Source organism: Actinomadura soli (assembly GCF_005889715.1).
GTDB lineage: Bacteria > Actinomycetota > Actinomycetes > Streptosporangiales > Streptosporangiaceae > Spirillospora > Spirillospora soli.
In genome coordinates this window covers 1-12032 of the sequence record NZ_VCKW01000251.1, presented here as the reverse complement: position 1 = coordinate 12032, position 12032 = coordinate 1, and the positions used below count along the sequence as shown (strand labels likewise).

Annotated in this window: 9 protein-coding genes; 5 read left to right on the top strand and 4 right to left on the bottom strand. The window is 69.8% G+C overall.

What is annotated here, in order from left to right:
* The 3 genes from ETD83_RS33370 to ETD83_RS33360 form a co-directional block, all read left to right on the top strand.
* The coding region (locus tag ETD83_RS33370) for a transglycosylase domain-containing protein (protein ID WP_138649189.1) at positions 1 to 2436 on the top strand (2436 nt) is incomplete at its 5' end.
* Between the two features lie 435 nt (positions 2437 to 2871).
* Positions 2872 to 5370, top strand: a complete 2499-nt coding sequence (locus tag ETD83_RS33365; RefSeq protein WP_268920526.1) for a transglycosylase domain-containing protein — start codon at positions 2872 to 2874, stop codon at positions 5368 to 5370.
* Positions 5371 to 5572: 202 nt separating this feature from the next.
* A complete protein-coding gene (locus ETD83_RS33360; RefSeq protein ID WP_230421353.1) occupies positions 5573 to 7030 on the top strand; it encodes a glycosyltransferase family 87 protein in 1458 nt (485 codons plus the stop codon).
* Here ETD83_RS33360 and ETD83_RS33355 read toward each other — a convergent pair.
* Entirely contained in the window at positions 7027 to 8004 is a 978-nt protein-coding gene (locus ETD83_RS33355; RefSeq protein ID WP_230421352.1) for a MerR family transcriptional regulator, read from the bottom strand. The genes ETD83_RS33360 and ETD83_RS33355 overlap by 4 nt on opposite strands.
* 63 nt (positions 8005 to 8067) lie before the next feature.
* Between ETD83_RS33355 and ETD83_RS33350 the strand changes: the two genes are divergently transcribed.
* Positions 8068 to 9069, top strand: a complete 1002-nt coding sequence (locus ETD83_RS33350) for a phosphotransferase (protein ID WP_171064583.1) — start codon at positions 8068 to 8070, stop codon at positions 9067 to 9069.
* Positions 9070 to 9164: 95 nt separating this feature from the next.
* Here ETD83_RS33350 and ETD83_RS33345 read toward each other — a convergent pair whose 3' ends face one another.
* Entirely contained in the window at positions 9165 to 9653 is a 489-nt protein-coding gene (locus tag ETD83_RS33345; RefSeq protein ID WP_138649187.1) for a hypothetical protein, read from the bottom strand.
* Positions 9654 to 9991: 338 nt separating this feature from the next.
* Between ETD83_RS33345 and ETD83_RS33340 the strand changes: the two genes are divergently transcribed.
* Positions 9992 to 10459 (top strand): barstar family protein, encoded by a 468-nt coding sequence (locus ETD83_RS33340; RefSeq protein WP_171064582.1) that lies wholly within the window; start codon positions 9992 to 9994, stop codon positions 10457 to 10459.
* A 116-nt stretch (positions 10460 to 10575) separates the two neighbouring features.
* Here ETD83_RS33340 and ETD83_RS33335 read toward each other — a convergent pair whose 3' ends face one another.
* Positions 10576 to 10968 (bottom strand): DUF4190 domain-containing protein, encoded by a 393-nt coding sequence (locus ETD83_RS33335; RefSeq protein WP_138649185.1) that lies wholly within the window; start codon positions 10966 to 10968, stop codon positions 10576 to 10578.
* Between the two features lie 257 nt (positions 10969 to 11225).
* A complete protein-coding gene (locus ETD83_RS33330; protein ID WP_138649184.1) occupies positions 11226 to 11993 on the bottom strand; it encodes a deoxyribonuclease IV in 768 nt (255 codons plus the stop codon).
* Positions 11994 to 12032 lie beyond the last annotated feature (39 nt).

The following is a 12032-nucleotide window of genomic DNA, read 5'->3' as shown; positions in this document are numbered from 1 at the left end:
GCGCATCGCGCGGGCGGCCCCGGAGGACCGGTCGGGCCGGGCGGGCCGGGACCGGGACGCCCCGGCGGTCCAGGCGGACCCGGCGGCCCGGGAGGACCGGGCGGCCCAGGTGGCCCCGGCCCCGGACGACCCGGGCCGAACAAGACGAGCTTCATCGATCACCTGCGGTCCCGGGGGGAGGGGTGGCGCAAGTACATCCCGTCCTGGAAGGTCGTGGCCGGTGTCTGCGGCCTCGGATTCGCCGCGTTCATCACGCTGATCTGGGTCGCGTACGCGAACACGCCGACGCCCGCCGAGCCCACCGTGGCCGGCGTCGAGGACCAGGCGTCGATCATCTACTACACCGACGGCACCGAGATAGGACGCATCGGCAAGAAGCGGCAGAGCGTCGAGCTGAACAGGGTGCCGCCGACCGTCCAGGACGCGGTGCTCGCGGCGGAGAACCGCAGCTTCCGCACCGACCCCGGGTTCTCGGTCAGGGGCACGACGCGGGCGGTGTGGAAGAACCTGACCGGCGGGTCGGGCGGCGGGTCCACGATCACGCAGCAGCTGGCGAAGAACTACTACTCCGACCCGAACAACCGGACGATGAACCGGAAGTTCAAGGAGCTGTTCATCTCGCTGAAGCTGGAGGACAAGCACACCAAGGACGAGATCCTCAAGCTGTACCTGAACACCATCTACATGGGCCGCGACACGTACGGCATCCAGGCGGCGTCCCGCGAGTACTTCGGCACGGACGTGTGGAAGCTCAAGCCGGACCAGGCGGCGTTCCTCGGCGGCATCATCCAGAACCCGAACCGGGACCCGGGCGAAGAGGCCAACCGGGCGTGGGTGACCGCGCGGTACCAGTACACGCTCGGCGGCATGGTCAAGATGGGCAAGCTCAGCCAGGCCGAAGCCGACAAGTACAAGCAGCGCCTGCCCAAGATCAACGAGGCGGGCACGGGCAACCAGCTGTACGGCGGCCAGCGCGGCTACATGCTGATGCGCGCCAAGAAGGAGCTGGCCCGGCTCGGCGTCGACGACAAGGAGCTGACGACCAAGGGCCTGCGCGTCTACACGACGTTCGACCGCAAGCGGATGTCGATGGCCAAGCGGGCGGCGGAGCGGACCGTCCCGCAGGTGGACCCGAAGAAGCTGGCGAAGAAGAAGATCCGCGTCGGGCTGGTGTCGGTGAACACCGCGAACGGCGAGGTCGTCGCGTTCTACGGCGGGCCCGACTATCTGGACCAAGCGTTCGACAACGTCTGGCAGGGGAAGGCGCAGGCGGGGTCGGCGATGAAGCCGTACGTGCTGGCGACGGCGCTGAAGCAGAACTACAGCCTGAAGAGCATGGTGGAGGGCCGGTCGAAGATCCCGCTCGACGGTGAGGGCAACGTCGTGTCACGGGGCGACCCCAACGCCGTGATGGTCCCGAACTCCCATCGGGTGGCCCCGGCGGTCAACCTCATCACCGCGACGGAGGAGTCGGTGAACACCGCGTTCCTCCAGCTGATGGGCAAGGTCGGCATCGAAGAGGTGATCAAGACGGAGACGGACGCCGGGATCGCGTCCGATCTGCTGAAGCCGCACGACTGCTGCCTGAACCTGGCGCTGGGCGTCAACGACATCCGCCCGATCGAGCAGGCCGCCGGGTACGCGGTGTTCGCCAACGGCGGCGTGTACCACCAGCCGCACGTGATCCGCCAGGTCAGGCAGTCCGACAACAAGACGCCGCGGCTGAGGCCGAAGTACGAGAAGCGCCGCGTCTTCACCCCGAAGGTCGCGGCGGACGCCACGTACGCGATGCAGCAGGTCATCCAGGGCGGCACGGCGACGGCGGCGCGGCTGCCGGACGGCCGCCAGGCGGCGGGCAAGACCGGCACGACCGACCGGAACGTCTCGTCGTGGTTCGTCGGATACGTGCCGCAGGTGTCCACGGCGGTGACGCTCTACAACGACTCGGTGGGGCGGGACGGGAAGAAGAAGTCGGTGATCCTGCCGGGGATCGGCGAGGTGGAGGGCGGCACGATCCCCGCCCGCATCTGGCGGTCCTACATGTCGGACGCGCTGCGCGGCGTGGAGGCCAGGCAGTTCCCGCCGCCGGCGTGGGGCGGGATCGTCCAGACCTGGGCGAAGCCGCCGAAGAAGAAGGACGACAGGCCGCCGTGGTGCGACAGCCCGATCGGCGAGTTCGACCCGCGCTGCAAGGGCGACGGCGGCAATGGCGGCGGTAACGGCGGAGGCAATGGCGGGGGCAACAAGCCGCCGTGCCAGTCGCCGTTCCCCGACCCCAACTGCAACCCGGACAAGCCGCCGAGCTTCCCGCCGCCGCAGTGGTGGTGCAACCTGCACCAGGGCCACCCCGCCTGCCGGATGCGCGGAGGTGGCCTCAACGAGCCCAGTACGGCGGGCCTCGCACCGCTGTACCCACTGTCGAGGCCACCGGAATGAACCGGTGGGCCGTCCCGTCCGAACCGTTCCATGGAGGCGGTGTTGTGACATGAAGCATGTTCCCGAGTCACCGCACGCCAGGGGGCGTGACCGAGCGCGTTCAGAGCACCGGGGGGAGGCGAGGCTCGACGCCTCGGCCCCCGCGGCTCCGAGGGCGCAGTACTCTCTGACGACGCACAGCCGTACCCCAGTTGATGAGGTCGCGTGAGTAACCGAAGCCCATACGGACCGGAATTCGGAGATGGCCCCGACCGGAGGGCGACCCCCCGCTCCGGCGGATCCGGCCCGCCCCCCGGTGCGCCGCGTGGCGGATCGTCCGGCACCCCCGGCCGGGTTCCGCGCCCCGGCGGCAGGTCGGGCGGACGGAGCGGCGGGCCCGCGAGAATCGGCGGCGGAGGCGGTGGCGGCGGACGTCGCCGCGGAACGCCCTCATCGATGCGTTCGGGACCGGGCGGCCGTCCAGGGGCCGCGGGCCCCGGTGTCGCAGGCCCCGGTGTCGCGGGCGGTCCCGGCGGCCCTGGTGGCCCGGGCGGTCCGGGCGGACGCGGTCCCGGCGGCGGAGGCGGCGGCTTCGGAGGCGGCGGCCCCGGTCGGCGCGGCCCCGGAGACGGCGGAGACGAAAGCTTCTGGGGCGACAGCGGCGGCTCCGGCGGCGGACGGCGCGAGGGGGGCCTCGGCTTCCTGAACCGGCGTGACAAGCGGACGGACGGCGACGACCCCGAGAAGACCGGCTGGCGGCGGTACGTCCCGTCCTGGAAGATCGTCGTCGCCGTCGTCAGCGTGCTGATCCTCGGGATCTCCACGCTCGTCGTCGTCGCGTACGCCAACACCCCGATCCCGACGGAGAAGCAGCAGGCCGCGCTCCGGCAGGAGTCGCTGATCACGTTCTCGGACGGGGCGCCGCTCGCCAGGATCGGCACCCACCGCGAGGACGTCCCGCTCGACAAGGTCCCGAAGCACGTCCAGGACGCGGTCCTCGCCGCGGAGGACCGCAACTTCTGGCACGAGCCGGGCATCTCGCCGACGGGCATCGCGGGCGCGATGTACCGGGCGGTCGCCGGCGGCGAGGTCGCCGGCGCCTCGACGATCACGCAGCAGATGGCCCGGAACTACTACGCGGGCCTCAGCCAGGAGCGGTCGGTCAGCCGCAAGCTCAAGGAGATCCTCATCTCGATCCGTCTCGGCAAGGAGATGGACAAGAAGATGATCCTCCAGCTGTACCTCAACACCGTCCCGTTCGGGCGCCGGTCGTACGGCATCCAGGCCGCGTCCCGCGCCTACTTCCACAAGCCCGTCACCGAGATCAACGAGTCCGAGGCGGCGATGCTCGCCGCGCTGATCCAGCGTCCCGGGTACTTCGCGACCTACGGCCCGGCGTCCAACCCGGCCAAGCAGGCGCTGATCAACCGCTGGAACTACGTCCTCGACGGGATGGTCGGGGAGGGCTGGCTCGACCAGAACAAGCGCGCGGCGGCGAAGTTCCCGCAGACGCAGGAGAACTGGAGCGACGTCCCGGACGACGAGAACACCGGCTACCTCCAGGACCGCGTCCTCGCCGAGCTGAAGCAGCTCGGCATCGACGAGCAGATGCTGGAGACCGGCGGCCTGCGGATCAAGACGACGTTCAACCGGCCGATGCAGGACTACACGAACAAGGTCGTCAAGCAGATCAAGAAGGAGAACGGGCTCGGCGCGGACATCCAGTTCGGCCTCGCCGCCATCGACCCGAAGACGGGCGGGGTGGTGGCCGCCTACGGCGGTCCGGACTACCGCAAGCAGCAGTTCGACAACTCCTTCCAGGGCAACGTGCAGCCCGGGTCGTCGTTCAAGCCGATCGTGCTGGCCACCGCGCTCGACCAGGGCATCAGCCTGCAGACGACGATGGACGGCAGCTACAAGCGCACCATCAACGGCGCCACGTTCACCAACGACAGCAGGTCGGAGAACGGCGTCTACAACCTCAAGCAGATGACGGCGATGTCCATCAACACGTCGTACGTCGAGCTCGGGCAGAAGGTGCAGCTGCCCAACGTCATCGAGATGGCCAAGAAGATGGGCATCCCGAAGAACACCCCGAACCTCAACCCGACGTACACCTCGCTGCCGCTCGGCGTCATCGACGCGACCCCCGTCACGATGGCGTCGGTGTACTCGACGTTCGCCGCCGGGGGCAAGCACCGGAACGCGCACGTCATCTCCGAGATCAAGACCAACACGGGCCACCCGGTCACGAACAGGCACGGCGACGTCCTGGAGAAGCTGCCGTGGCAGAAGCCCGAGACGGTGTTCTCCGAGGGCGTCGCGGCCGACGCGACGTCGGCGATGCAGGCGGTCGTCACGTCCGGTACCGGTAGGCGCGCGAGCCTCGGCGCCCGACCGGTGGCGGGCAAGACCGGTACGACGGACGAGAACAAGTCCGCCTGGTTCGTCGGCTACACGCCGCAGCTCGTGACGTCGGCGGCGATGTGGCGGCAGGACAAGCAGGGGAACCGCAAGTCGCTGATCGGCGTCGGCAACTACAGCCAGGTCTACGGTGGTACGGTCCCGGCCGACCTGTTCAAGCGCTTCATGACGAAGGCGCTGGACGGTAAGGAGATGGCGCAGTTCCCGCCGCCCGTCAACGGCGGCGAGGTCGCCCCGTGGGCCAAGCCGAAGCCGGCTCCCACGACGTCGGCGTCCCCGTCCCCGTCGGACCGTCCGACCTGCGAGCCGGGCCGGCCGACGCCGGGCTGCCAGACGCAGTCCCCGGGCCCGTCGTTCCCGACGACGCCGACCCCGGGCGCGGGGCAGCCCTGCAACGAGTACGGCCTGCCGCTCGGCTGCAACCCGAACCTTCCGCCCGAAGGCGACAAGTCCTGGTGGTGCGAGAAACCCGAGAACAGGAACCACCCGGCCTGCAGGCGGGAAGAACCGACTGATCCGAACGCCAACTAGCCCACCCGGCCGTCGACCGGCATCCCGATCGGACGGTTTAGGCGGACGGCTTACACGAACGACCCGAACGGGACGACCTGAACGGACGGCCCCGAACGGAACGGCCCGGAGCCCGCAGCGGTTCCGGGCCGTTCCGCGTCCGGATTCCCCGGGCGTTCGCGGGGCGCGCGGGCGGGCGTGATGACCAATAGTCTTGCTGTCCATGGCGTCGTCTTCTGAAAGGCTCGGGATGCCCGCGGCCGGAACCGGCAACGACGAGGCGGACGGCCCCGGCGGCCCTGGTCGGCTGGCGCGGCTCGCCCCCGTCCTGACGGGTCTCACGGCATTCGTGTGCGTGCTGGGCTGGCTGCAGAAACGGCCGTGCGCGTCGGCGAACTTCGACTTCGCCAAGACGACGACGAACGCCTGCTACACCGACATCTATCCGCTCTACTACGTGCGCGGGCTGAACGACGGCAAGGTCCCGTACTTCGACTCGTTCACCGGCTCCGACATCCACTACGTCGAATACCCGGTGCTCAGCGGCGGCTTCATGCAGCTCGCCGCGTGGCTGGTGAAGCCGTTCGGCCTGGACGAGCGCGGAATGGCCTTCTACAACGTCACCGTCCTGCTCCTCGCCGTCCTCGCGGTCGTCGCCGTCCTGGCCACCGCGTACGCGGCCGGACGGCGGTCCCTGCGCACCGGCCTGATGGTGGCGCTGTCCCCGGCCCTGCTGCTCACCGCGTACATCAACTGGGACCTGCTGGCGGTCGCGCTCACCGCCCTCGCCGTCGCCGCGTGGTCGGCGCGGCGCCCGGCACTCGCCGGGGCGCTGCTGGGCCTCGCGATCGCGGCGAAGTTCTACCCGCTGCTCCTCCTCGGCCCGCTCGTCCTGCTGTGCGTGCGCGCCGGGCAATGGCGCGCCCTCGGACGCGTCCTCGCCGGGACCGCCGCCGCATGGCTGCTGGTCAACGTGCCCGTGATGCTCTTCGCGTGGGACGGCTGGAAGGAGTTCTACACCTTCAGCCAGGAACGCGGCGTCGACTGGGGCTCCATCTTCTTCTACCTGCAGGACCACGGGCTGGAGAAGACCACGTCCGACACCGGCACGCTCAACCTCCTCGGCACGGGGACCTTCCTCGTCCTCGCCGCCTGCATCGCGGTCCTCGCGTTCACGGCGCCGCGCCGCCCGCGCCTGCCGCAGCTGATGTTCCTCGTGCTGGTCGCGTTCATGCTGCCGAACAAGGTCTGGTCGCCGCAGTACGTGCTGTGGCTGCTGCCGCTCGCGGTGCTGGCGCGTCCGAAGCTCCCCGCGTTCGTGGTCTGGCAGGTCGGCGAGATCGTCTACTTCTTCGGCATCTGGTGGTTCCTGCTGTCGGTGTCCGCGCAGACGCCTGGCGCGGACCTCTCCGACACGATGTCGGCGGTGCTCAGCCTCGACGCGCCGGAGGGCGGCATCAGCGAGGACGTCTACCACCTGGCGCTGCTCGCGCGGTTCGTGACCGTCCTTGCGCTGGCGGCGCTGGTGGTGTGGGACGTACTGCGCCCGTCCGGCGACCTCATGCGGTCGGACGGCGCGGACGACCCGGCGGGCGGCGTCCTCGACGGAGCGCACGATGTGATCTCGCTGAGACGCTGGCGCGGCGCCCGCCACACCAGCGTCCCGGTCCCGTCGTCCTAACGCCGCGTGTCGGCGCCAGAGCCGGAGTTGGCGCCGCTTGCGCGCAGTGCTTCGATGAACCACTCGAAACACGGTGTCAGCGTCGGCGGGACGGGCCGGCCGTTGATGACGGTGAGCAACTGCCAGTACCGCTCCGCACGACGGTCGGTGCCGATCTCCATGCGCGCCAGCAGGTCGCGCCTGAACTCGGCGTCGTTGGTGGTCTGGGACGCGTCCGCGTAGGCGCGCGCCAGTTCGTCCGCGATGGGACGGGCCGCGTCCGACTCGGGTGCGATGCCGTCCGCGATGGCCTGTTCGATCTTCTCCCGCGTCAGTTCGGCGAGACGCACCGGGTCGTCCGGGTAGGAGCCCCGCGAGATGTCCGCCGCCTGGGCCTCGGCCATCCGCCGGACGGACGCGCGGAAGCCCGGGTCGCCGACCAGCTCGGCCAGCTCGACCCACGCGTCCACCTGCTCGGGTTCGGGGTCGTCGGGCAGTTCCGGCAGCGCGGACCGCATCTTCGCCGCGAAGTCGGGGTTGAGGTCGAGCCCGGCGAACGACTCGTCGATGAAGTCGGTGATGATCCGCCGCCGTTCCTCGTCGGACAGCCGGGCGAGCTTGTGCATGAGTTCGATCTCCTCTGGAGTGGATCCGCGTTTCGCGACGGCCCGCAGCACGGCACGGCGCAGCCGCAGCGTCCGGATCCGCACGTCCAGCGCCTCCGCGTGCACCGCCGCGACCTCCCCGACGCCGATCTCCCGGTCCAGCACCCGCCGGACCGTGCCGAGGTCGATACCGAGGTCGCGCAGCGTCCGCACCAGGTCGAGGCGCGCGACGGCCGCCGCGTCGTACAGCCGGTAGCCGGCCGCGGTACGTCCGGACGGCGGCACCACGCCCTCGTCGGAGTAGAACCGGATCGTCCGCACCGGAAGGCCGGTGCGGCGCGCCAGTTCCCCGATCGTGTAGAGGGTGCCGCCGTCCATGCCGTCCACCATGAGGGCTCCAGTGACTAGAGACTCAACCCGCCACCATCATGAATCGTCGACAGGGGTGCCCGAGTGACCAGGAATGTCGCCCTTCCGGACGGGTGGGAGCCGAAGGTACGCGCGGCCGTCGCCGCCGTCAGACCCGACCTCGCGCCAGGCGCGCTGCGACCGCTAGGCGCCGGATTCGAAAGCGTGGCCCTACTCCTTGAGCCGAACCACCCCGTCGAGCCGAACGGGCCCGTCGAGCCGAACGGGCCCGTCGACACGGACCGGCTCGTTGACACGGACCGGGGGCAGTCGTACGTGCTCCGCTTCCCGCGCGGAGAGGACGGCGCGGAGGGCATCGCGTGCGAGGCCAGGCTGCTGCCCGAGCTAGCCGGGCTGCTCGACGTCCCCGTTCCCCGGTTCGCCTTCACCGCCCCGAACCCGCTCGGGCCAGGGGAGTTCTGCTGCTATCCCGTGGTGCCCGGGGAGTCGCTGTCCGAGGACGACTGGCATGCCCGCGGGCTCCTGGACGAGCCGGCGCCCGTCCGCCAGCTCGCGGGCCTGATCGAGGCGATCCATTCATTTCCCGTGAAACGTGCCCGCGAACTCGGCGTGCCCGAGGTGGATCCGCGCGCGGAGTTCACCGAGGACCTGCGGCTCGTCCGCGCCGAGGTCGTCCCGCTGCTGCCGCCGGACCAGGCACGGCTCCTGATCGCCGCCTACGAGCGCTACCTCGCGGACGACGGGAACTTCGACGGCCCTCCCACGCTGATCCACGCCGACATCAGCCTGGACCACCTCCTGATCACCGGAACGCGCATCAGCGGGCTGATCGACTTCGGGGACGCGCAGATCGGGGACCCCGATTACGACCTGTGCTTCCTCTGGCCCGAGACGAACCGTGCGTTCGTGCGGCGGCTTCAGCGGGAGCGGGGCCGTCCGTTCGACGCACGCCTGGAGGGCAAGCTGCGCTTCTGGGAGCTCGCGGACCCGGCCACCGACGTGCTCCATGGCATCGAGAACGACCTGCCGGACGTCCGCGACGAGGGCCTCACCCTGCTGAGCACCCTCCTCACCGCCGACCGATAGAGCACCGGCGACGGCCAACGCCCGCCCCACCCGCTGAAATGGTGCACGACCGACGGTCGTGCACCATTTCAGGAGGTCACGCGACTTTAGGGGGGTCAGGCGCCGCGGGCGGGGTCGGCGATCGTGGGTTCGGTGCCTTCGCGGCGGGCACGGCGGACGTCCTGGACGAACTCGCGGGAGAACATCGCCGAGAGGGTCGCGACGCCGCCCCGGTGGACGCGGATCTCACCGTGCCGGATCTCGCCGGTGATCCTGATCCGGCGGCCTTCGCCGTCCTCGCCGGTCCAGTCCTTGACGCGGCCGCGGCCGGTGTAGCGCAGGTCCCAGTGGTCGATCTGAGCGTCCTGCGGGACGAGCAGCTTGACCATCGAGTGGTCGAGGTCGACCTCGATGTCGATGTCGCCGTCCGGGATCTGCGGGGAGCGCAGGTCGAGGACGACCGAGCCGCGGCGGGCGCGGACCTCGAAGCGGCGGTCGGCCGTCCAGTGGCCGAGCTGCTTGACGTTGCGGTAGTGGGCCTGGACGCGGGTCACGGCGTCGGCCGGGGCGTCGGCGGTGGTGGCGGTCGTGGGCGTGGCGTTCATCTCTGTGTTCCTTCCGGAATCGGGCAACTGCCTCGCTCGGAGAGTAGCTCGTTCTATGAGTCTCTCTTAAAACGAGAGAATAGAGCGCATGAGTGAAGAGTGTCAAGCCTGGGTTGGCGCTACCTCGATCGACGCTGGTCAGCGCGCCGGTGAGCGTCCGGCCGCGGACGCTGTGCGACGATCTCGGACGCCCGCGGCACCCGAGCGCCGGGATGGCGTGGTCGGAATCTGCCCATATCGGGGGATTTCGTGGGCGTTGCTCGGGGATGATCGCGGCCGGCGGGGCGGGGAGCCCCGGGCCTCGCGCACGCGGGGCGCAGGAACTGCCGGGAGATGACGTGGACGCGAACCAAGCACTGACAGAGCTGCTCACTGGACGTCTGACACCGGGCGTCTACCAGTGGCGGACGCCCCCGGTGCCGGGCGCGCTCGGCGACACGAGCTGGATCGAGCGCGCCGAGGAGGCCGACTTGCGCGGATTCCATCTCGACGGCCGCCGCGCCCGCGACAGCGCGTCGTTCCTGCGGCTGTGCGCCGACGTCTTCGAGTTGCCCGAAGGATCAGCCACCGACTGGGACGCGCTCGGCGACTCCCTGGCCGACCTTTCGTGGACCCCCGCGAAGAACGGCTACGTGGTGCTCTACGAGTCTTGGGCTGAACTAGCCGACACCGACCAGCAGGCGTTTCGTGCCGTCCTGGACATGTTCGCCGGGGTGGTGAAGGCGTGGCGGGACACCTCCACCCCCATGACCGTGCTGATGTCGAGCGTGGGTGTGGAAGTGGCAGGCGTCCCCCGCCTCGCCTGACCGGTCGTCATCCCCGTTCGGCCTGGCACGAAGCCCGTCCGGCCTGGAAGGTCCCCGTCCCGCCTGGAAAGATCCCCGTCTGGTCTGGCAAGACACCCGTCTCGCCTGGACGGGCGCTAATAGCCGGTCGTGCTGCTGGTCCCCACGACGGCCGCCCACAGCCCGATGTAGAAGATCCAGAAGATGATCCAGCCGACCGTGACGATGTAGCCGAGGATGAGCCCGGCGACGGCCATTCCGTGACCGCCCTCGCCCGTCCGCTTGATCTGGCCCTGAGCGACATGGCCGAAGATGATCGCGAGAATGGACGTCAGGCCGCAGGCGAGGAAGCCGATGAGCCCGCAGACCATCGACGCGGTCGCCATCCCGTTGGTGGGAGGGGCGATCGGTACCGGCGACCCTCCGTAGTAGTGGTGCTGCACGGACGCGGGCTGCGCGGGCTGGGAGTAGTGCTGGGCGTAGGGGTCGTGCGTCCCGTAGCCGTAGGGGTCGTAAGGGGGCTGTGACATGTGGTTCCCGATCGGTTCGCGCGCCCGCCGCCGGAAGGTACGCGCGTGCGCTAAGGGCTGGGTTCCGAATTATGCCAGTGTGATGTGACCTTCGGATTTTGTCGTGATGCTGGTCTTCGCGGTTTTAGATGCCGAACCCGGCCATCGGGTTCCCCTGGTCCGACGGCGACCTCAGCGCCTCCTCACCGTGAATTCCCCACGACTTCGACGCACCATGACCGCGAAAGCCGCCTCAACCGCTTCGACCGCCCCGCCCGTCAAAGCTTCGAGCGCAACCAGGAGATGTCATCGGCCTGGCCCTCTGCCGGCGTCTCCACCACGACCGGGGCGCCCGCGGCCCTGACCACGGCCAGGATCAGCTCCGCGTCGATGGTGCCGTTGCCCAGGTTGGCATGACGGTCGGCGCCCGACCCGAACGTGTCGCGGCTGTCGTTGCAATGCACCAGATCGATGCGGCCGGTTATGGCCTTGATCCGGTCGACGGCGTCCACGAGTTCCTCCCCCGCGGCATGCGCGTGGCACGTGTCGAGGCAGAAACCGAGCTTGGACTCCAGCCCCGGAATCCCGGACAGCACCTCCCACAACCTGGAGATCCGGTCGAACTTGCGCGCCATGGCGTTCTCGCCGCCCGCGGTGTTCTCGATGTAGACCGGGATCGGGCACTCGACCCTCTCGAACACCTTGCGCCAGTTCTCGAAACCCAGCTCGGGGTCGTCGTCCCTCAGCACGTGCCCGCCATGCACGATCAGCGCCTTGGCGCCGATCGACGCCGCCGCGTCCAACTGCTGCGTGAGGTTCTTGCGGCTCGGGATGCGGATCCTGTTGTTGGACGTCGCCACGTTGATCGTGTACGGGGCATGCACATAGACGTCCACCCCGGAACCCGCCAGCGCCTCGACGCCCTCCGGCAGTACGGGCTTCTTCCACCCCTGCGGGTCGCCCAGGAAGAACTGGACGACGTCAGCGCCGATCGCGCGGGCATTGTCGAGCGGGTTGGTCTGGTCGACGTGGGCTCCGATACGCATGCCCCCGAGCCTAGCCCCGCCCTACGACACCCCGGAGAA

Coding starts and splice junctions, on each gene's coding strand:
- ETD83_RS33365 (WP_268920526.1), top strand. CDS start 2,872: ATGCGTTCGGGACCGGGCGGCCGTCCAGGGGCCGCGGGCCCCGGTGTC.
- ETD83_RS33360 (WP_230421353.1), top strand. CDS start 5,573: ATGGCGTCGTCTTCTGAAAGGCTCGGGATGCCCGCGGCCGGAACCGGC.
- ETD83_RS33355 (WP_230421352.1), bottom strand. CDS start 8,004: ATGGTGGACGGCATGGACGGCGGCACCCTCTACACGATCGGGGAACTG.
- ETD83_RS33345 (WP_138649187.1), bottom strand. CDS start 9,653: ATGAACGCCACGCCCACGACCGCCACCACCGCCGACGCCCCGGCCGAC.
- ETD83_RS33335 (WP_138649185.1), bottom strand. CDS start 10,968: ATGTCACAGCCCCCTTACGACCCCTACGGCTACGGGACGCACGACCCC.
- ETD83_RS33330 (WP_138649184.1), bottom strand. CDS start 11,993: ATGCGTATCGGAGCCCACGTCGACCAGACCAACCCGCTCGACAATGCC.